Raw genomic sequence first — 19,645 nt, forward strand, 5'->3', positions numbered from 1 at the left:
GACGCCAATCACACGCAGTTCCAGCACCCTCCTTAACTTTGTATTCAATCTTAACCATGCCGACTAGCCCCGACCTTTGCCAATTATTTGCCAACCACGTCGCCGAGACTCGCTTCGAAGATCTGTCCAAAGAAGCAGTTGAAGCAGCGGAGAAATCGATCCTCGACATAATCGGTGTGACGCTCGCCGGCAGTGGCATGGAGCCCGCAGTACGAGGGGTGGCCGACGTTGTGCTGGATGCAGGTGGACGACAGGAAGCCTCCGTGCTCGGTTTCGCCGGGAAGGTGCCGGCACAGTCGGCGGCATTCCTGAACGGAGTCATGGCTCATTGCCTCGATTTCGACGATCAAACGCCTTGGGGTGCGCATCCGGACAGCTCCGTCGTTCCGGCCGTTCTTGCACTCGCCGAACGCAGGGGGAAGGTCTCCGGGCGAGAGCTGATTACCAGCGTAGCGTTGGGACAGGATCTTTTCGTGCGTTTGCGCTGCAACGTAGTTTGGCGCCAGGACTGGAATCTGTCTTCAGTCGTCGGAGCGTTTTCTGGGGCTGCTGCGGCAGCCTGTATCCAGGGACTGAGCCGCGACCAGATTGCGCATGCACTTGGAATCGCCAGCATGCAGTCAAGCGGGACAATGCAGGTCATCTTTGGTATAGGCAGCGACCTGCGCGGGATGTACGCCGGATTCACAGCGCAAGGCGCTGTCATGTCAGTGCTTCTGGCGCAAAAGGGCATAACAGGTATCGCAGAACTGTTTGAGGGAAAAGCTGGCATCTTCAACGTCTACTTCGGTGGGAAGTACGAGCGGGACAAGGTGGTGGAGGGTTTGGGGAAAGAGTACCTGGGCGCCTCGATGTTGTACAAGGCCTGGCCGGCGGTTGGGAACGTACATACCTACATCCACGCCACGATCGAATTGATGAAAGAGCACGGATTGAAAGCGAGTGACATCGAGCAGATCAAGGTCTTCGTGGGAGATTTTCACCAGCGCATGTGCTATCCGCTGGATCTGCGTCGCGCACCGGCGACGCTGGTCGATGCGAAGTTCAGTCTTCCGTTCTGTGTGGCACTGGCCGCCACGCGTGGACAGATTCGCATCTCTGATTTCAGTGCCGCAGTTCTCCACGATCGGGAGGTCCTTGGCATTGCGCAAAAGGTGGTACCGGTGGAGGACAGTAGTCTTGACTGGAAGGTGAAGATTCCTGACGGCCGCATGGAGATCACGACTCGCGATGGTCGCAGCTTCGCCCGTGTTGGAAACAACGTACCCGGCAGCCCCGAGGCGCCGATGTCATGGGACGCGATTGTTACGAAGTTCCGCGACTGTGCGTCGGTCGCGGCGGTTCCCGTGTCGTCTGACAGGATCACCAAGGCGGTGGACCTAGCACGTAATCTCGAGGCACTTGAGGATGCAACCGTCCTTCTGAAGACTTTGACCTCGTGAGGATCTGGTCTCCCAGCGCCCGGAGAATTGACGACAATTGGTGTTCAAGGTTTGACCGGTAGGCGCACGCTTTTATATACGGTCTTTATCACGAGGTACACAACCATGAATCGCTTCGAAGGAAAGGCAGTTTTGATCACGGGCGCGGCTAGCGGAATAGGAGCTGCATGTGTCCGACGACTCTGGGTAGAGGGTGCATCAATCGGCGTCGCAGACCATGACAACGGCGGGCTTGACAAGCTCGTAACGGAGTTGAGCGATGATGCTCGCGTCTATAGTGCGACCCTCGACGTGTCCGACGGTGAACAGGTGGAATCGTTCGTTGCGGGGGCGAAGAGGAAGTTTGGAAATCTTCACGGCTTGATCAATTGCGCAGGCATCAAAGGGGTGGGTAATGTGCTGGATTGTGAGGCGGAAAACTGGAGGAAGGTGATGTCCGTCAATCTGGACGGAACCTTTCTCATGTGCCAGGCTTTTTCACGCGCCGTCCAGCATGACAAAATTTCACGAGCTATCGTGAACATCTCGTCCGGGGCAGGCATCATGGGCGTTCCGAATCGACTGCCGTACGTCGCTTCAAAGTTCGCAGTCTCTGGTATCACGCGGACTATGGGAGCAGAACTTGGTCCCTACGGCATTCGGGTCAACGCAATTGCCCCCGGGATGATTAGAACGCCTTTTACTGCCTATATGTTCGACGATCCGGAAAAAGCAAAACGCATTCGGGCAGCTCACGCGATTGGTCGCGAGGGGCAGCCTGAAGAGATTGCGGCGGTAGCAACGTTTCTGCTCACGGACGATGCCAGCTTTATGACAGGTGCGGTTATTTCTGTCGACGGTGGCCAGACGGCGTGCATTCCAGCCGTCTGAATGTTGTGATTCAGCGGGGATGGGTTTCGAGGTTGGGCCTAGGGGCGACACTTCCGTTTGTGGGTTTCAATGGTAATGCCGCCGTAGGCGAAGCTGCTCCGGCTGGCGCTACACAACGTGCTGGCAACGTCCACACGCCAACTCGCGGCGAGAGGAAGAGCACGATTCAAGCGCCGGGGGAGCACTAACCGGTCGATTATGCAGTTACGCGGCTATGGGATGATTTGGTTTGCGAAGCATATGGATGGCCACACCAGCGGTGCAGGCAGCGATCACCGCGCTGACCATGAAGATCGCACGCAGCCCGGCGTGCCCGCCGATCCATCCGAGGGCCGGGCTTCCTACTGCCATCGCCACATCCAGGAAGGCGGTGTAGAGGCCCATCGCCATTCCGCGATTATTCGGCGTTATGCCGCTGACTGCCTCGACGCCGAGTCCCGGATAAACGAGCGAATAACCGAAGCCGGCAACGGCCGCTCCTGCAGACGCGACCAAAGCCGTTGTAGCCAGCCACATGAGCAGCAAACCTATCGCCTCGACGATGACGAACACAGTTGCGACTTTCGCCCCTCCGAACCGGTCGGGAAGATGGCCTCCCATCGCGCGCGACGCGATCAGTGCGACGCCAAATGCGCTAAAGGCCATCCAGACAGGCTGCCAGTGCATGTCGGTGAAGAACAGCGAACTGAACGCCAGGATTGCGCAGTAGCCGATACTGGCGAGCGCCGCGCCGAGGCCGGGCAGCCACACGGCTTTCATGATCGTATTGAAGGGCGCATGCTCGCCGTGTGCTTGCGGCGCGACTGCGGGCATCCGGACGAGATAGGCAAGAACGATCAACGGCAGTAGCGCTGTGACAAGCGCGATCGCTAAAAATCCGAACGAGGTGTAAAGGATGGTCCCAATGGGCCCGCCCAGCGACATGGCTGCGAACATGGCTGTTCCCACCCAGGCGATCACTTTCCCGGCATGTTGCCTGGGGACGAGCCCCAGCCCCCAAGCGACGCCCCCAGTAATGATGAAACTTTCCGCACCGCCCAGAACCGCACGACCGATAAGGAGGATTGCGACGGAGAGCTCCGGCACCTTCACGAAGGCGAGAGAGAGCAAGTACAGTAGCCCTGCAGCGGCCGCGGCAATGAGACCGACCAGCATCCCGCGCTTTGCACCGCGTCTGTCAGAATAAGATCCCGCCCAGACTCGCGAGAAGAGCGACGCGGCAAATTGCGCTCCAGCCACGAGGCCGACAACGAATGGACCGAAGCTCAGATCGTTGTTCACATGTAAGGGCAGTACTGGAAGCGCTACGCCGATGATGATAAAACCGGCGAGCACCGCGGTCATTACCGGCATCAGCGTTGCAGCGACGGACTGCCCGTCGGCTTCCGCCAAGGGTGACTCAGCCATACGATGCGCCTCTTCATTCAGTATTCGGGTTTCTTGTAAAGCGTCTGAGCACGTGTCTCGATGTCCGGGCGATAGACTTCGTCCTTCCATCGGTCCGGTGGAACTTCCTCAAATCCGACTGAGACAGACTCTTGCCCGTAGCCGAGGATGTCCATCACATCACGGGTGATTGCTTCGGCCAGGCGTTGCTTCTGTTCCTCTGTCTTTCCGGGCCAGGCCCTAACGATGACATGCGGCATTACAGCTTCCTCCAGAAATTTGAAACGAAGGACCGTGCGAAACCACACATCGCGCAGCCAGGCCTATACGCCGGTACTGCAGGAAGCAGGCGAACGCCGCTCACGAGCTCGATTGTATGGCTCACGCCGGGCGTTTTGAAAACACATCCTTGAACACCGGCATCGTTGAAAAAACGTTCGGCCATCCGGCGTAAAACGCCAGGTGCGTCAGCACTTCGGACGCTTCGTCTTTGCTCAGCCCGTTGTCCATCGCGCGGTTCAGGTGATAGGGAATCTGTGCGACCTGACCATTTGCGACGAGCGCACTCACCGTCACCAAACTACGGTCGCGCGGCGCAAGCCCCGGACGAAGCCACAGGTCGCGGAACAGCGAATCCGTCGTGTACTCGACCACGCCAGGCGCGACTGCTCCGAAGTTCTCGCCGACCATCTGTGCGCGTTGCTTCTCAGCCGCTTCGTCCAACGGCAGCAGCGTCACGTCGGCAGGCGCAAGCTGATCGGGGTCGATGCTGCGTTCATCGAAGATGTGCCTGGCGACGCCCGAAGCGGCCGTTGCGTTGGCCCACCCCGAGTAAAAAGCCAGGTGTGCAATCATTTCCGAAATCTCGGCGGGTTTCACGCCGTTGTCGAGCGCGAGCCTGAAATGAAGCGGCATTTCGACGGTCTGACCGCGAGCGATCAGCACCGAGAGAGTCACGATGCTCCGGTCGCGCGGCGAGAGTTGCGGCCGCTTCCACAGACCGTCGAACACAGTCTGCGTCGTGTAGCGCTCGAAAGCGGGAGAAACCGACTTGAGGTCGGCGAGGGAGGGGGCTTGCATGGATTCAGTCCTTTGCGTATGGGCACAGGCGGACGCGAGGATCGCGAGACCCGCCGCTGCAATATGTCGGGACAAGTGGCGCATTTGCCTGTTACGGCCCGGTGTATTGCTGATCCGTGACTTGTTCGAGCCAGTCGACGTTTTTGCCATCAAGCGACTCCTGAAGCGCGATATGCGTCATGCCCGTGGTGGCGGTCGCACCGTGCCAGTGTTTGACTCCAGCGGGGATCGACACGATGTCGCCGGCTACGATCTGCTGCCGGTCGCGGCCCGATTGCTGGATCCAGCCCCGACCGGACGTGACGATCAACGTTTGCCCGAGCGGGTGCGTGTGCCAGGCAGTGCGGGCGCCCGGTTCGAACGTGACCATGCCGCCGGACAGGCGCGAAGGCGACTGCGGTTGAAAGAGCGGATCGATGCGCACCTGACCAGCAAAGCGCGGCGTGCCACCCTGGGCGGACGGTTGCGACCCGCTCTGCGCGACCGTTATGCCCGCCGGCTCGGCAACGGCGGCATACGCCGCTAGCGGAGCCCATATCAGCGCTGAAAAGACCAAGGCTGCCGCGAGCTTCCTCATTTCTGATCGCCGCTACCGAGGTATTGCTCGTCCGTCACTTTCTCCAGCCAATTGACGTTCTTGCCGTCGAGCGCTTCCTGAATGGCGATATGCGTCGTCGCGGTCGTCGATGTCGCGCCGTGCCAGTGCTTGTGACCAGGCGGACACCAGATGACGTCGCCCGCACGAATCTCGACACGCGCCTCGCCTTCGCATTGCGTCCAGCCGCAACCCGTCGTGACGAGCAGCGTCTGCCCGAGCGGGTGCATGTGCCATGCGGTACGCGCGCCAGGCTCGAAGGTGACGCTTGCGCATGAAACCCGCGCGGGCGGCGGCGGAGCGTTCAGTGGATCGATCCGCACTGTGCCCGTGAACCATTCTTCGGGGCCTTTCATTGAGGGCTGCGAGCCCGCGCGCTTGAGTTCCATTACGTTTCTTCCTCACAAAATTGGCGACGCATGCGTCGTGCTGCCTGACCATAATCTAACGCCTCGCCATTCATGCGACTAGATGGCAAAATTGGCATGGGCCTATGCTTTGGTGCATTAATCGATGGAAGACTTCAACGATCTCATGGCGTTCATGGCAGTTGCGCGTGAGCGCAATTTCACTCGGGCGGCCGCCCAGTTGGGCGTCTCGCAGGCCGCGTTGAGCCGCACGGTGCGGGCTCCGGAGGAGCGCATGGGCGTGCCACTGCTTACGCGCACGACCCGCAGCGTGTCGCCGACGGAGACAGGGGAGCGATTGCTTTCGTCGATCGGCCCACGGATCGAGGAAATCCAGGCGGAACTCGAATCTTTGCGCGCGATGACAGACCGGCCGGCAGGAACCGTCCGGATCACCGCCACGGATTACGCGGCGAACGCCTACGTGTGGCCGCGGGTGCAGACGCTGCTCCGCCAATATCCAGAAATCAAGATCGAACTCGTGAACGACTACGGGCTTTCAGATCTGGTCGCAAATCGCTGTGACATCGGCGTGCGTCTCGGCGATCAAGTAGCCAAAGACATGATCGCAGTGCGTATTGCACCGGATATGACGATGGCGATCGTGGGATCTCCCGCCTATCTGCAGACCGCAACACGAGCCAGGACGCCGCAGGATTTGACGCGGCACAACTGCATCAATCTGCGACTGCCGACAAGAGACTCCCTCCTGGCGTGGGAGCTAAGCAAAGGACGGCGTGCGTTACAGGTTCGCGTTGAGGGACAGCTCACATTCAATAACGTTTATCAGATGGTCGAGGCAGCGCTCGCCGGCTTCGGGCTCGCATACGTTCCGAGAGATCTTGTAGAGCCGCATGTTGAAGCGGAACGTCTTGTCTGGGTTTTGGAAGAGTGGTTTCCCACTTTCGTCGGGCACCATGTCTATTATCCGAGCCGCCGCAAATCATCGAGGGCTGGTGGAACTCGTCGTGGACGCATTGAAGTCTGGTTACCGAAGGCGAGCACCGTGACAGGCACAGATCTCGTTTTCATGCAATCGAAGAGTGGGTCCGCAAGTGCCGCTCTGTCCCATAGCTCCTTGGGCAAGCGAGCGATCGGGCTACAAGAGCTACTCAGCTGCCATAAAATTTGACATAAAAGTAATGAGCAAAATTTTGACTGTTAGTCCAAAGTTCAGATGTCGCGTTTCCGCTAAATTGAAATGTCGTGTTTGCGGGTTCAGGCTGGCGGCCAGTATCTCTTCAGGAGCGCTGGCCATGAACGCATCCGGGACGATCACCATGTCGATGACCGAGCTGGACCGGTTGAAGGTTGAAAGTGGTACAGGCTGTTTGCGAGCGGCGTCTGAAGCCGGGCCAGGCAGCGGACCGCCTTGCGTTGAGCGTCCGTCAGGATGAACGTCTGGTGCTGCGCTACGAGGCTGCCGGTGTGGCCGGTCTGGTATCAGGCGGCTGCGCCGCCCAGCCCAAAAACATAAGAAAAAACACGATAAAACCCGACATTTCAATTTAGCGCAGACCCCGACATTTGAACTTGGCGGCGACATTGACTGCAGCGGCTATCGTATTGTCGTGTTTTGTGTATGGCTCAGTGTTGGGCATTCAGTTCAGTGCGTCGGCGACGAATGCAACTGCGACGAGCACTATGACGACTCGGAAGCGGCGCGGATGAAACTCTGGAATTCGAGCGTCGGCCCCTTGGGCGCCTGAAACCGGCGATAGCCTATCCTGCCATCCCTCGTTTTTATGTTGTTTTTAATGCCCCAATCCAAACGTTTTCGGCGAGGTCGACCGTGATATTCCGCGAGGTTGCCAGGGGAGTCCGCGGGCGACACGCCATGAGTCTGGTGGCCTTCTGTTGCTGGACTGCATACTTCCTCATCGCCAGTCTGTGATGTCGACTGATCGAGTCTGTATACGGCGCAGGCCGATTCCTGCGTGGTAGTCCGGTCCATGGTCGATAGCTGGATGCCGGATGTCCGCGAGGCGTGCCGCTGCAGTCGGCAATCACATGCCCCGAATCCGTAAGATCGATCCTGCTTCGGCAGCCTGCTCTGTTTCCAAAATCCGTGAGGTCGTTCCCGAGAGTATGCAGGCGGGGCTGTCGCGAGTCTGTAGGGTAAGAGGAAAAATCTGCGAGCTTGTCGTGTTGCTGTCGGCGCAGTGGTGATGTCTACCTGCATCCCTTCCGAATTTTTTTCAGGCTATCTATCGGAGTCTGTCGCACGTGGCCGACACACCAAAATATTTTTGCCTCTTTTGAATTCTCAATGGGTGGTTTGGCGGGTCAAGGGCGGGCGTAAGCCCGGCGCAGCGAACCCTTGATGCGCACTGATTCGATAAGCTGAGTCATGGCTGGTTGCGGCAGAATGGTGCAACCAGCCATGCAAGACGAAACGAATAATGACGAACCAATTGTTTGAAGCCGCCTTGGGAATCAGGGCCCCGTGGTACGTACAAAGCGTCGACTTTGATACCGGCAAACGCCAGCTCACGATTGCCGTGGACTTCGTCGCGGGTAGCCGGTTTGCCTATGCTGACGTAGCCGGCGAGCACCCCGTGCACGACACGCAAATCAAGCGTCTGCGCCATTTGAATTTCTTTCAGCACGAGTGCTTTCTGGAAGTACGTGTGCCGCGTGTGCGTTTGCCGGACGGCTCGGTACGGTTGGTGGAACCTGATTGGGTCGGCCAACTCAGCGGCTTCACGTTGCTGTTCGAGGCGCTTGTGCTGATGCTCGCTCAGCAGATGCCGTTTGCTGCCGTGGCGCGCATCGTCAACCTGTCGTGGCACCGGGTGCATGCCATCTGCTCGCGCTATGTGGAACTGGCGCTCGCGTCGGCGGACCTGTCGGAGGTGACGATGGTGGCGATTGACGAAACCTCGTACCGGCGCGGTCATGAGTATCTGACACTGGTGGCCGACATGCAGGCGCGGCGCGTCGTGTTCGTGACGACCGGCAAGGATGCCGGCACAATTGAACGCTTCGCGGCTTATCTTGGCCAGCATGGTGGCAAGCCCGAGCAAGTCGATTCGGTCAGCATCGACATGTCGCCGGCTTTCATCAAGGGAGTCAACGAACATCTGCCCGATGCGCGGCTGACCTTCGACAAGTTTCACGTCGTCGCTCACGCGTCCAAGGCGCTCGATACCGTGCGTCGACAACAACAGAAAGTCGACCCGGAACTCAAAGGCATGCGCTGGACGCTGCTGAAAGACGCGAACAAACTCAACCTGGCGCAATTGACCGACCTCGAGGCGCTCGTCAGTCAGTACACCACGAAGCGCACCGCCCGCGCATGGCTATATCGCGAGCAACTGCGCGAGATTCTCGAGCGCAAGCAAATCAATGTCGTCTCCGACATGCTGCAGCAGTGGTGCACCAACGTTATGCGTTCGAAGGTCGAACCGATGAAGGATGTGGTGCGATTGATTCGCCGACACTTCGACGGAATCGTCGCCTGGACCCAGACCCGCCAGACCAACGGATTCATCGAAGCCATCAATGGACTGTTTCAGGCCGCCAAGCGCAAGGCACGCGGATACGCTCGCTTCGAAACTATGCGAACGGTCCTGTTTCTCATCGCAGGCAAACTCGACTTCTCCAGCATCAACCCGCATGCCTCGTGAGCCGCATAACCCACTCCACTTTCAAAAGAGCCATATTTTTTCTATTCCGATGCAATCTCGCTAATTCCATGGCATTCCGGCAGCGAAATTTTAGCTAGAAACGGGTATTGACGGAGCTTTCCTGAGCGGACAAGATGAATTGAAGAAAGCGGGATGGAGCGACTTATGCCTGTTGCGAAGAGCTATACACGTGCGCAATGGGATGAGCTTGTCCACTCTCTCCAATCACTGCCTGTCAAGCCGGAGGCTGAGCAGCGCGTCTCGATCACCGATGCGATGAAAGAGATGCGGATGGTGATCGGCGCGGTGAAGGAAAAGGGATATACGCTGGAAGAAATCGTTGAGCATGCAAGAGGCAAGGGCGTCGAATTTAGCGTTGGCTCTGTCAAATACGCGTTATATCCATCGAAGAAAAGCAAGCCACCCCGGCAGGCGATAAGGGAATCTGCACGAGGCGATGCCGCACCGTCGCCTCGCACGAAGAAAGTAAACCAGGGCAACGTACAGCGCGCGGAAAATGCCCGCAAGAATCAAGGGCAGGATGGGAAAAAGGTAGTCAACAAGCCGGGGGCCATGGTGATGCGCGACGCGTTCTCATTTGAGATCACGCCCGACACCGAGAACCTTTAGAGGATCCAAATGGATACGACGACTTACCCTATCTATATCGTTGGCGGCAGTAAGGGCGGCGTGGGCAAGAGTTTTGTTGCGCTCGCGCTGGCCGATTATCTGCTACGGCGGGAGATTCATGCGGCCCTGGTGGAAACCGATACCTCCAATCCAGACGTGATGAAAGCGGTGCAGGACGAGATGCGTTGCATCGCATATAACCTGGATGATGCAAACGGCTGGATCGGCCTCGTCAATTTCTGCGACGAGCACCGGGACGCCGCAATCGTCGTCAACACGGCGGCGCGGAGTCAGACGGGCGTGGCGCAATTCGGTGCGACACTGGCCGGTGCGCTTGACGAGCTTCGACGCCAGCTTGTTGTACTGTGGGTGATCAACCGGCAACGCGACAGCCTTGAACTGTTGAACGCTTTCAGCCGGACTTTCCCGGACGCGGTGACGAACGTCGTGCGTAATGGCTATTTCGGTTCGGCGGAAAAGTTCACCCTGTATCAGGGGTCGCAGCTTCGCCGCTCCATCGAAACGCGAGGCCATTCGCTCGATTTTCCCGATCTCGCGGATCGCGTTGCCGACGAGCTTCGCAGTCAGCGTCTGTCGATCCGCAAGGCAGCGGAGACGATGCATATCGGCGAGCGGGTCGAACTATTGCGCTGGCGTTCGTTATGCGATGCCATGTTCGCCAAGGTGACGGCCGATGCGTAACAGACGGGCGAAGTTGCCTGATACGCTCGCCCGCCTGTTCCTCGATGTCACGGGCGAAGTGCCCGACGACGCCAGCCTCCTGCGCATGCGCCGGATGTCCGGCACGCTGAACCTGCGCGACAACGATGCGCTATGGTCGGTCATTGCCGTGCTCGAATACTACGCGCGGCTATATGAGGCGATGCCCGAGCGCATCCGGCGCGCGGGTGATGGTGGTTTCGATACCGTGCGCCGGGAAGCGGAGGCGGCGACCGACGCCCTGATGCGTCAGCATCGCGACGCGCTCGCGCGCTGCAAGGAGACGATCAGGCTGGCCGAGGAAATGACCCGGGAGCACGAGGCGCGCTATCGGGTCGCACTGGCGACATTGAACGACCAGTCGCTGACGATGCTGGCCGAACGGGCGGCGGGCAGGATTGCGCGCATGGCCGGAAACCGTCTGGTCGGCCTGTCGGCTGTCGCTGCGCGCGAACAGCGGGCGCGGATGGATGGCGTGATCGCTCAGGTCAATGGCGCGGGACAGGTGGCGACGCGTGACATAGTGCGCACATTCCGCCGTCTGCTCGGAGGCATGCTGGTTGTTCTGCTGTTGGTGACGGGAGCAGGCGCGTGCGCTGGCTGGTGGGCTGGCGTGCATGCCGCGCAGGCAGGACATGTGGGCCGGTGACAGACAGGAAGAAACCTCGCCCCGTTGCCGGGGCGAGGAAGTCGCGGGTTATGCAGCGTCCCGTGTTGCGAGATGGCTGTTTATGGATGCCGTAGTTGGGGAGGGCCACGCAGGACGCGTATCGTCGTTCGCGGTGTCGGCCGGATCGCCCGATCCCGTGTCGGTAGGCTCAGCCGGGTCGGATTCTTCCGTCTCCTGCCCGTTGTTCGCATCGTTCTCATCGGAGTCGTTCATCACACCGTAGACGTGTGTGACCGGCACCTCTCGATCGGTGAGCATTTCCGGGAGCCACGCGGATTTTGCGAGCCGCAATTCAGCCGACGCGGCGGCATCGCCCTTCTTCATCTTGCTCAGGTCAAGCGCGATCTTGGGCGACACCGACTGCCTGGCGACATCCACGATACGCGCCTTGCTGACGTGATCGAAATACGAGGCGCGGGTCGGCGTCCAGTACCGGGTCATATCGAGTTGCAGCACGTTGCTCAGGGCGTTGATCGCGTGCGGCCCATCCGTGCCGGTGACCCCATCGAGCAGGGTGCCGGTGCAAAAGGCGAGCAGATCGAGCAATGTCGTGCCGGGGGCCTGCTCGACCAGCCACGGCAGCAGGTCGGCCAGTCGCGCGGGCAGGGCCGTGAGCCACTGCTGGCGCTGCGCGTCGATGACGCTCCATGCGGTGCTGGCGGACAGGTCGTCAGGGCCTTGAGCAGCGCATCATGGTTGCTGGTTGCGTTCAGTTCGAGACAATCCCGGCTGGCGTGCCCGTACCGTTCGGGAAGGCGACCGGCGCGAGCCGGAACAGCAGGGCGGCGAGGGCGACGGACGGCTGCGCGATCAGTTCCGCGTGAACGGCGGCGGTGCGGTGGGCACTCAGGCGCTGGCAGAGTTTCGCGCTATGAATGGGCTTGGCTTTCCGGTTCGCTTCCTTGAGCGCGGCGACGGCCTGACTGACCGGAGTTGCGCTGTCGTCGTGCCCATCGTCGCTTTCGCGGCGTACCAGTCCACGCTCGATAATCAGATTGCCTTGCGGGTCGAGGATAACGAACGCGCCCGCTTGGGCCATCTGTTGTGCGTCCAATACCTGTGTGCGCGTTTCCAGTGCCTGAATCGCGGCGGTGATTTCGTTCAGTTCGGGTTCGATCCGTTCGCCTTCCTCGTAGGCGTCCTCGTCGTCCTCCGCGAGCGCATCGTATCGTTCCGCCAGTTCGTCCTGCCGTGCGGTCAGGGCATTCATTTCGCGCTGCTCGTCCTCCGTATAGTGGCGGTCGAGCGGATCGAGTCTGGCGAAGCGGTTCAGTTCGAGCACGTCGCGTTCGATGCGCGCTTCCGTCCAGTTCCACCCTTCGGCACGAATTGCCTCCGCAGCGGCTTCGAGCTTTTCGCCCGCAAGATGCTGTAGCAGTTCGGCGTCTGCGATGAAACCGGCATTTTCGGTATCGCTGAACAGGTCGCGCCGCACGTATCCCCCCGCTGCTTCGTAGGCCTCCAGCCCGACGAACCGCACCAGACGGCTGCGGCTCGCATCAATCTCGGTCCGCGTGATGGACTGACGCAGATACTGTGGAGCACGCTGCCAGTCGTTCGGTGCGTCGAACCAGACCCGTTCTTGCATTTCGTCAACTGGTCGAGGGTGATCCCATCCTCTCGCAGCAGGGCGAGCAGTTTGGGCGACACGTTGGCGAGCTTGAGACGCCGCTTGACCGTGAGCGGCGCGGCAGAAAAGAGCGCGGCAATATTGTCCACGCTGCGGCCTTCCTCGGCCAGCATCCTGAACGAGCGCAGCACATCGAACGGGTCGAGTCCTTCGCGCTGGCTGTTTTCGATCAGGCTCACGGCGAGGGCTTCGCCTTCGCTGACGATGCGCACGGGAACCGCGTAGTCGTCCCCGATGCGCTTGTCCGCGTGCAGCAGGTCGAGCGCGGCATGGCGGCGCTGACCGGCGCAGACGCCGAGCTTGCGTTGCTTGCCGCGCGATCCACGCAGTTCATGCACGACAAGATTCTGCAACAGGCCCTTCGCGGCGATATTGTCGGCCAGGCCCGGAATCCCGGCGAGAGGTTTCGTGCGCGCGTTGAGCGGGGATTTCCGCAGGGATGAATACGGTACAGTGACAATCGGCTGCTCGTTACCGAAATCCGTTTCGAGTAGGGGCGTTGCCGGGGTATCGTCAGTTTCGATGACGGTAAATGGCTTGGGTTTCCATGATTGACTCCGGATAGAAAAGACAGGTTCCGGGTCACTTCACTCGATGCGTTCAGGCGTTGACCCGGAGAGGATTCCTGATCGAATGAATGGAGGGGTGGCCTGATCGGCATCCCCCTCCGGTGGGGGTTATGCCTTCATCCGGTGCATGGCGTCAGCGAGCATCCACAGCGCGCGGTTCAGCTTCACGTTCTGGTCGATGCCGGTCACGGGGCGGGTGGACATCGCGCGCCCGCTGGCCGAACGTCCGCGCAATCCGCCTTTCGTGAGGTTTTCCTGGACCTTATTAAAAATGGTCCAAAGGTCGTCGCGGCGATCCTCGAAGCGACGCGGAAAGAGCAATTGATGTTCGGTGATTGGCGCGGGAGCGGTGGCGTCAGTCGGGTCGTAGCGCAGCGCGAGCGCGGAGCGCGCGAAGGCGGTCTGCTCGTCGCGGTTCAAGGTCACGGCCTGCATGCCTTCCTTCTGCTCGCGGATCAGGTCGAAGCCGTCGAGCACGTCGAATGCGCCGTTGATCACGTTCTGCACGATGTTGCCTTTGTGCGGCACGCGGATCTCGGCCACGTTGTCGCCTGCGACCATGCCGTTCTGGCAGACAAATCTCAGGACGCCAGCCAGCATTTGATAGCTGCTCGTGCCATCGTGCGAATTCAGCATCACGATTTCGTTGGCTTCGTCGCCGGTGATCGTGTCGGCATGGCGAAGCCTGAGCATGTGTTTCGTGTATTCGCGCTTGCTCTCGTCGCGCACGCGGGTCTGGCAGACCATGAACGGCTCGAAACCTTCATTACGCAGACCGCGCAGCACGTCGATGGTGGGAATGTAGGTGTAGCGATCCGAGCGGCTGTCGTGCTTGCCTTCGGCAAAGATCGACGGGGCGACACGGTGGATTTGATCGTCGGACAGCGGCGCATTGGAACGGAGCGCCGGGGAGCCGGGACGGAAAGAAGAGGCGAGTTGCATGGCAATCTCCACAGCAAAAGGGTTGAATTACGGGCTGTGGGATGGCCTTGCCGCTTGCGCGTGAAACCCTCCCGGTGGAACTCGGGGTTGGCTTCTGCTTTTGCCCGGCACCCGGTTTCCTGCCCGTGCGACCCAAGGAGTCGAAGGCGGGGCGGTGTCAAGGAAAAAGGCGAGGGATGGTGCGGGCAACACGGTCCCTCGCCCCTTGACGCCGCCCCGCCTTCGACTACGGTCGCGGGACAGGGCAGGAAACTGGGGACCAGGCAGATGCCAGGGCACGAGTTCGACGGGAAGAACTGCGAAGCCTTGGTTATTCACAGTTTTTGGGGGCAACGCTGTGAATAACTTTCTGGACGGAACTGCAAGTGATTGAGGAAAATCGGGTTTCGCCATGAACCTTGCCGCCAGTACGAAATGAGTCAGGCTTCAGGCGTCTGACGAAGCGGATGTCTCCGGTTCCAGAATGGCGTGGACGGCCGGAAGGCAAGGGCCGCGTACTGTTGGCGACGTGAAAACAGGGGAGCGGATATGGCGCTTCAGTGGATTGGGTACCTGAAGCAGAGCGGCTGGATGGATCTGCTGAAAGTTGGAGGTGTCGCGAGCATCATCAGCTCAATCATCACGCTGGGCTGGAATGGAGTTCGAGAGGCCAGGGCCGGCAGGCGTGAGGTATAGCGAATCGGTGCCCGCTGACACGGGCAAGGTTTTGAAGGCGCTCTGCCGCGAAGAGCGGGGCGCAGGTGGCTACGGCCTGACTTGCTACGACAGGTTGTGCAAAAGCGTGCCGTCCTCGATGCTGACGCTTCGTCCGTCACGAAGGACGGTTCACGGACACGCCGCCCGGCCTTGCCATGGAGCTTCCACGCCGCACCTCTCTGCAATGCCGCGCGCTGCGGCAGGGACGCTCCCGCCTGTCGTTGGGGTGTGGGCCTTGCCCGCGTCAGGGTACAAACCGCCGAAGCCATTGCGCAGTGAGCCGGGTGGGCCGCGGCTCCTTTCGGGAGCTTCGTCCCATGCGTCCTTGCTTTGTTGTGAATCCTGGCGGGGGCATGGCTGCGCCTCGGGCTTCCTGGCCGCAACCGTCCGGCGCAAACAATTTTCCCGGCGCCGCGCGCCTTCCTCGCGGGACAAATTCTTTGCGCCTTCCGGTTCTCCACTGCGTTTCGACCGCAGGTGGTGCAGCCCGCCCGACCCCCGCCGATCGGATCACAACAAGGACGCGATGGGCGCGACCTTGCCAACCAGAAAGGAGCAGGCATCATGGCCAACATCGGCACCTTCACCGCTGAGAACGATGGCTTCACCGGCACCGTCCGCACCCTGACGCTCAACGTCAAGGTGAAGTTCGTCCCCAACGACAAGACCAGCGAGAACGCCCCCGACTTCCGCATCCAGGCGGCCGGCGGCTACGATATCGGTGCGGCGTGGAAGACAGTCAGTCAGGCCGAGCGGCCTTACCTGTCCGTGACCCTTGACGATCCTTCGTTCCCGGCGACGATCTACGCCCGTCTGATCGAGGAAGACGATGATACGCACAACCTGATCTGGTCGCGCAGCAAGTCGGCAGCCTGCGGGCTGGCGCGAGCGCCTCGCCCCTTGCGGGGGGCGCCTTTGCGTTAGGAGCGGGAAGCCGCCAGACGGCTTTCCGTCTCCTCCATCAAATCCACCGAAGAGCATCCGGGCGCGCGGGCAATCTTGAGGATGAGCACCAGCCTTGCATGTGCTCGCCGCGCTCGATCTCGCCCCAGGTGCGAGCGTTCGATGCCGGCCTGGTTGGCCAAGTCTTCCTGCGCGACACCGCGTTTCGTGCGCCATGCAGCAGAAAACGCAGCGGCCGGTTCAGTTTGAGATTGCGGAGCAGACCCAATACAGCGTTGAGGCATGAGTCAGGTCCGCATCGCTGCGATGCGCCTGAGGTGGCAGAACAGACCGAGGGTTTGACCGGAGGTGCGCCGGACCGGCGATCCAGCTTGTGTCGCTGCCGGCCACAATCCGCTGTTTGGCTGGATCGTTGGTAATCGGGAACAACGTACCATTGCCTATCTGCCACTTGAGTCAAAGGAATGAAGATCCATCCGTTTGTTGAGGCAGTGGCCTCGCTGCAGTTTGAAGACTGTTTCAACCCCTATTCGGATCGTTGCGAAGTGCGTGACCGGCGTGACGCGCCGCGTCGCCGCGCAGCCGCGCTTTCTGCCATGGTGCGGTGCGCGGTGCAGGAGCCAGTGGACGCAATCTGGATCGGGCGGGACCTCGGATACCGGGGAGGGCGTCGTACAGGGCTGGCGCTGACCGACGACGTTCATATCAGTCAGCATGCCAGACGATGGAATCTTGAGCTTTCCGAAGAGCGCCCGACGAAAGGCAGCGCGGTGTCGGAACGGACTGCCGCGGTGATATGGAACATGCTGGAGCACATTGATGCCCGCATTTTCCTGTGGAACGTCTTCCCGCTTCATCCGCATGATGCGGGCGATCCCTTCTCCAACCGGCAACATAATGCCCGCGAACGACGTGCCGGGGAAGAACTGCTGCAGCAACTCATCGTCCTGCTACGGCCGGCCCGGATCGTTGCCATCGGTAACGACGCCGCAGCCGCGGCGAATCGCATAACCGGTTCCGTGCCTGTGATCTGCGTGAGACATCCCAGCTATGGAGGACAGACGCAGTTTCAGCAGCAGATCGCCGATCTGTATGGGCATTCGGCGAGGGCCGACTCACTGTTTTGACTCGTTACTTCCCTTGACGAATACGAGGTCGCTCGACAGACGCAGTTGGCGTCCATGCTGGAGCTTTCCCTGCGATCGATGCAGATCCTCGACCGTATATCGGCCGCGGCCCCGTAAGAGATTGTTTTGATTGCATTGAATAATGCCCCACTGCCGCCTCGCGAAAGCGGCTCAGAATTACGCGACATGGTTCCAGCATCCCGGGCTTTGACAATCGAAGAACGCCACGTGGGTTCTGGCGCCCAGCTCATTCCAGATGATCTGGGACACCCGATTGCAATAGGCCTGATCGCCGCCGAACACTGAAACGGCGACCCTGCGTATGCCGGATGCCCTCATCCGTCGCAGCAAATGAATGTCGTGATCGCCGAAGCCCCAGCCGTAGATGACCAGCGACTCCCGAGCAGACGGTAATACTTCGCGGTATACGGTCGACAGGTAGTAACTGCTTTGAATCGAAGCCAACTTCTGCTCGCATGTGCCCTCGCTCACGAACAGGGGCACGACTTCCCCGGATATCCATCGGTTCAGGATGGCCTGAAGCAGGCCCGCCTCCTGGTTGTGAATCTTCATCTCTTCTTCGATGCGGTTTCGGCACAGGACGAGGCTCCCATGTGGGTAGAAGACGAGCGAGGTCGATCGCTCCCGACCAATGGGCTCCCTGAACCGCTGCCAGTTGTCGTCGAAACGGCCGCCACGGACGAAGCAGTCCTTGAACGCGTGTGCATCGTCAACATCAAGGCCGAAAGTCAGGGTCCAGTAGAGCACAAGGTCGTAGTTCAGGGAAATGACCGTATCGAACGACCTCAGAAAATCGTAGAGCCGAGGAAGCTGTTCGCGGACCGCGTCGTGCTCTCGATGAACGTCGCGAACCGTTTGTATAAGGCAATCCCTGACGTGATGGTATGCGTCACGAGTCCTGTCGTCAGATATTCGCAATGCCTGGTTCACGTTCGATGCCTGCCAGACATTGCGCAGAATCAACTCGAAATCCGAAGTCCCGAAAAACTCGAAGAGACGCTGGATGTCCGGCGTCATCAGACCGTTGGCTCTTGCATGGCCTAACAGCGATCCATACGAAAAGCTTGGGCTCACAGCAATGCTTGCTCCATTACCGAGGAGGATGGTACCCCGATAGGCGCCAGCCAACCGGTCCCAGGGCAGTATCTCGATTGGCATAGACCTTTTTGCGTTCGTTGTGGATTTCCGACGGCCGCAGCGCAGCCCATGTAAGAGCGGGCGCGCCGACGCAAGTCCCCCGCGTCAATTGAGCGTCACGGCGCGCTGGCTGGCTCGGGAGCCAGAGGGAAACGACTGGCGGCGGGCAACGCGTGCAATCGTGCAATGGGCCGCGCACCGTCGCCGTTGCTTCGGCCTGAGGCACGTAGCCTTTCGGTCACGACGGCTCATGCAGAGCAGCTAGGCGGGCCCATCGGACTGCGTCCCCCGGCGCATGTCGTACCGCGTGACTGGTGAGTAGGGCAGGACCTGTGGACGCTATAATAGCGCGCTAACAGACCAACAAGCGCGGAGGCGCGTTGACAACACCGATCATCCGATGGGCGGGTAGCAAGCGGCCGATCCTGAACGTGCTCCAGGCGGCAATGCCGTCGAAGTTTCGACGCTATATCGAGCCTTTTGCGGGATCCGGTGCGCTCTACCTGAGTCTTGCGCCTTGTCCAGCGATCTTGGGCGACGTGAACAGCTCGCTGGTTGCCACGTACAGGAGTGTCAGGGCGTTCCCGCATGCAGTCTGGCGCGAGATAAATGCGATGCCGACTGAGCCGGACTACTACTACTACTTGCGCAATCTTGACGAGGCAACTCTCAGCAAACGCTCACAGGCTGCGAGGTTTATTTACCTCAATCGTTTCTGCTTCAACGGTGTCTACCGGACGAATCGGGCTGGAAGGTTCAATGTGCCTCGTGGCCGGGGCCGTCTTCATATTCCGTCTGAAGAGGAATTTTGTGCGTTTGCGCGCCACCTGCGACATGCAGACCTCGTGCAGGACGATTTCGAACCCGTCCTGCAGCAGGCGCGCTCCGGGGACTTTGTGTACATGGATCCACCGTATTCCACTTCCGGAAAGAGGGATCGCGGCGAATACGGGCGAGACAGTTTTCGGGACCGCGACCTCGTTCGATTTATCGATGCCACGCTTGCAGCATCGGATCGAGGGGCAAAGATCCTGATTTCATACTCGTCGTCGAGCGCATTGCATGAACCGTTAAGAGCACGCGGGTGGAACATTCGCAGCCTGCATGTACACAGAAACGTCGCCGGTTTCTGCGGGCATCGCGGAAAGGCGGAAGAACTCCTCGTGACCAACTACTGAAATGGATCTTTAA

Annotated in this window: 20 protein-coding genes and 3 pseudogenes; 11 read left to right on the top strand and 12 right to left on the bottom strand. The window is 60.0% G+C overall.

The features are described from left to right. Positions 1–56: 56 nt before the first annotated feature. Both OKW45_RS21550 and OKW45_RS21555 read left to right on the top strand, forming a co-directional pair. A complete protein-coding gene (locus OKW45_RS21550; RefSeq protein ID WP_429470968.1) occupies positions 57–1,442 on the top strand; it encodes an MmgE/PrpD family protein in 1,386 nt (461 codons plus the stop codon). Positions 1,443–1,547: 105 nt separating this feature from the next. Continuing rightward, positions 1,548–2,312, top strand: coding sequence for an SDR family NAD(P)-dependent oxidoreductase (locus OKW45_RS21555; protein WP_429470970.1), 765 nt, complete (start codon positions 1,548–1,550; stop codon positions 2,310–2,312). 204 nt (positions 2,313–2,516) lie between these two features. Here the strand turns inward: OKW45_RS21555 and OKW45_RS21560 are convergent, their stop codons facing one another. The 5 genes from OKW45_RS21560 to OKW45_RS21580 all read right to left on the bottom strand — a co-directional run bounded on the left by OKW45_RS21560 (position 2,517) and on the right by OKW45_RS21580 (position 5,762). After that, entirely contained in the window at positions 2,517–3,719 is a 1,203-nt protein-coding gene (locus OKW45_RS21560) for an MFS transporter (RefSeq protein WP_429470972.1), read from the bottom strand. 17 nt (positions 3,720–3,736) lie between these two features. Beyond that, positions 3,737–3,958, bottom strand: coding sequence for a tautomerase family protein (locus tag OKW45_RS21565; protein ID WP_429470974.1), 222 nt, complete (start codon positions 3,956–3,958; stop codon positions 3,737–3,739). A 121-nt stretch (positions 3,959–4,079) separates the two neighbouring features. Beyond that, the gene (locus OKW45_RS21570; protein WP_429470976.1) at positions 4,080–4,778 is read right to left on the bottom strand and encodes a carboxymuconolactone decarboxylase family protein; all 699 of its coding nucleotides are present in this window, start codon (positions 4,776–4,778) and stop codon (positions 4,080–4,082) included. Between the two features lie 91 nt (positions 4,779–4,869). After that, on the bottom strand, positions 4,870–5,355 hold the full coding sequence (locus OKW45_RS21575; protein ID WP_429470978.1) for a (R)-mandelonitrile lyase: 486 nt from the start codon (positions 5,353–5,355) through the stop codon (positions 4,870–4,872). Then, positions 5,352–5,762 carry a (R)-mandelonitrile lyase gene (locus tag OKW45_RS21580; protein ID WP_429470980.1) on the bottom strand — a complete coding sequence of 137 codons (411 nt, stop codon included), beginning with the start codon at positions 5,760–5,762 and terminating at the stop codon, positions 5,352–5,354. Before OKW45_RS21580 ends, OKW45_RS21575 begins: the two co-directional genes overlap by 4 nt. A gap of 124 nt (positions 5,763–5,886) precedes the next feature. On the opposite strand from OKW45_RS21580, the pseudogene OKW45_RS21585 reads away from it, so the two are divergent. Continuing rightward, positions 5,887–6,790 (top strand): annotated as a pseudogene (locus tag OKW45_RS21585) (LysR family transcriptional regulator). A gap of 98 nt (positions 6,791–6,888) precedes the next feature. On the opposite strand, the gene OKW45_RS21590 reads toward OKW45_RS21585, so the two are convergent. Continuing rightward, positions 6,889–7,038 carry a hypothetical protein gene (locus OKW45_RS21590; RefSeq protein WP_429470982.1) on the bottom strand — a complete coding sequence of 50 codons (150 nt, stop codon included), beginning with the start codon at positions 7,036–7,038 and terminating at the stop codon, positions 6,889–6,891. 53 nt (positions 7,039–7,091) lie between these two features. Here OKW45_RS21590 and OKW45_RS21595 point away from each other — a divergent pair, with 53 nt between their 5' ends. From OKW45_RS21595 to OKW45_RS21615, 5 genes are all read left to right on the top strand, one after another. Beyond that, on the top strand, positions 7,092–7,292 hold the full coding sequence (locus OKW45_RS21595; protein WP_429470984.1) for a hypothetical protein: 201 nt from the start codon (positions 7,092–7,094) through the stop codon (positions 7,290–7,292). An 890-nt stretch (positions 7,293–8,182) separates the two neighbouring features. Beyond that, a complete protein-coding gene (locus tag OKW45_RS21600; protein ID WP_429470553.1) occupies positions 8,183–9,409 on the top strand; it encodes an ISL3 family transposase in 1,227 nt (408 codons plus the stop codon). Between the two features lie 165 nt (positions 9,410–9,574). Continuing rightward, positions 9,575–10,039 (top strand): hypothetical protein, encoded by a 465-nt coding sequence (locus OKW45_RS21605; protein WP_429470986.1) that lies wholly within the window; start codon positions 9,575–9,577, stop codon positions 10,037–10,039. Positions 10,040–10,048: 9 nt separating this feature from the next. Beyond that, positions 10,049–10,741 (top strand): nucleotide-binding protein, encoded by a 693-nt coding sequence (locus OKW45_RS21610; RefSeq protein ID WP_429470987.1) that lies wholly within the window; start codon positions 10,049–10,051, stop codon positions 10,739–10,741. Continuing rightward, on the top strand, positions 10,734–11,408 hold the full coding sequence (locus OKW45_RS21615; RefSeq protein WP_429470989.1) for a hypothetical protein: 675 nt from the start codon (positions 10,734–10,736) through the stop codon (positions 11,406–11,408). Before OKW45_RS21610 ends, OKW45_RS21615 begins: the two co-directional genes overlap by 8 nt. Before the next feature lie 48 nt (positions 11,409–11,456). On the opposite strand, the gene OKW45_RS21620 is transcribed toward OKW45_RS21615, so the two are convergent. From OKW45_RS21620 to OKW45_RS21635, 4 genes and pseudogenes are all read right to left on the bottom strand, one after another. Beyond that, entirely contained in the window at positions 11,457–11,975 is a 519-nt protein-coding gene (locus OKW45_RS21620; protein WP_429470991.1) for a hypothetical protein, read from the bottom strand. Between the two features lie 163 nt (positions 11,976–12,138). After that, positions 12,139–12,909, bottom strand: coding sequence for a hypothetical protein (locus OKW45_RS21625; protein ID WP_429470993.1), 771 nt, complete (start codon positions 12,907–12,909; stop codon positions 12,139–12,141). A gap of 371 nt (positions 12,910–13,280) precedes the next feature. Next, positions 13,281–13,622 (bottom strand): annotated as a pseudogene (locus OKW45_RS21630) (ParB/Srx family N-terminal domain-containing protein); the annotation flags it as partial. A gap of 114 nt (positions 13,623–13,736) precedes the next feature. Further along, a complete protein-coding gene (locus OKW45_RS21635; protein WP_429470995.1) occupies positions 13,737–14,570 on the bottom strand; it encodes a DUF932 domain-containing protein in 834 nt (277 codons plus the stop codon). Positions 14,571–15,830: 1,260 nt separating this feature from the next. Between OKW45_RS21635 and OKW45_RS21640 the strand changes: the two genes are divergently transcribed. Beyond that, a complete protein-coding gene (locus OKW45_RS21640; protein WP_429470997.1) occupies positions 15,831–16,190 on the top strand; it encodes a DUF736 domain-containing protein in 360 nt (119 codons plus the stop codon). Here OKW45_RS21640 and OKW45_RS21645 read toward each other — a convergent pair. Continuing rightward, a pseudogene (locus tag OKW45_RS21645) lies at positions 16,187–16,453 on the bottom strand (helix-turn-helix domain-containing protein). The gene OKW45_RS21640 and the pseudogene OKW45_RS21645 sit on opposite strands and share 4 nt — an antisense overlap. Before the next feature lie 180 nt (positions 16,454–16,633). On the opposite strand from OKW45_RS21645, the gene OKW45_RS21650 reads away from it, so the two are divergent. Next, complete coding sequence (locus OKW45_RS21650; RefSeq protein ID WP_429470999.1) at positions 16,634–17,296, top strand: uracil-DNA glycosylase; 663 nt, start codon at positions 16,634–16,636, stop codon at positions 17,294–17,296. A 177-nt stretch (positions 17,297–17,473) separates the two neighbouring features. Here OKW45_RS21650 and OKW45_RS21655 read toward each other — a convergent pair whose 3' ends face one another. Beyond that, the gene (locus OKW45_RS21655; RefSeq protein WP_429471001.1) at positions 17,474–18,475 is read right to left on the bottom strand and encodes a DUF4917 family protein; all 1,002 of its coding nucleotides are present in this window, start codon (positions 18,473–18,475) and stop codon (positions 17,474–17,476) included. Positions 18,476–18,834: 359 nt separating this feature from the next. Here OKW45_RS21655 and OKW45_RS21660 point away from each other — a divergent pair, with 359 nt between their 5' ends. Next, positions 18,835–19,632: a DNA adenine methylase gene (locus tag OKW45_RS21660; RefSeq protein ID WP_429471003.1), complete on the top strand. Its 798-nt coding sequence runs from the start codon at positions 18,835–18,837 to the stop codon at positions 19,630–19,632. Positions 19,633–19,645: the final 13 nt, after the last annotated feature.

It is taken from the genome of Paraburkholderia lebeckiae, assembly GCF_050436225.1.
Classification (GTDB): Bacteria; Pseudomonadota; Gammaproteobacteria; order Burkholderiales; family Burkholderiaceae; genus Paraburkholderia; species Paraburkholderia tuberum.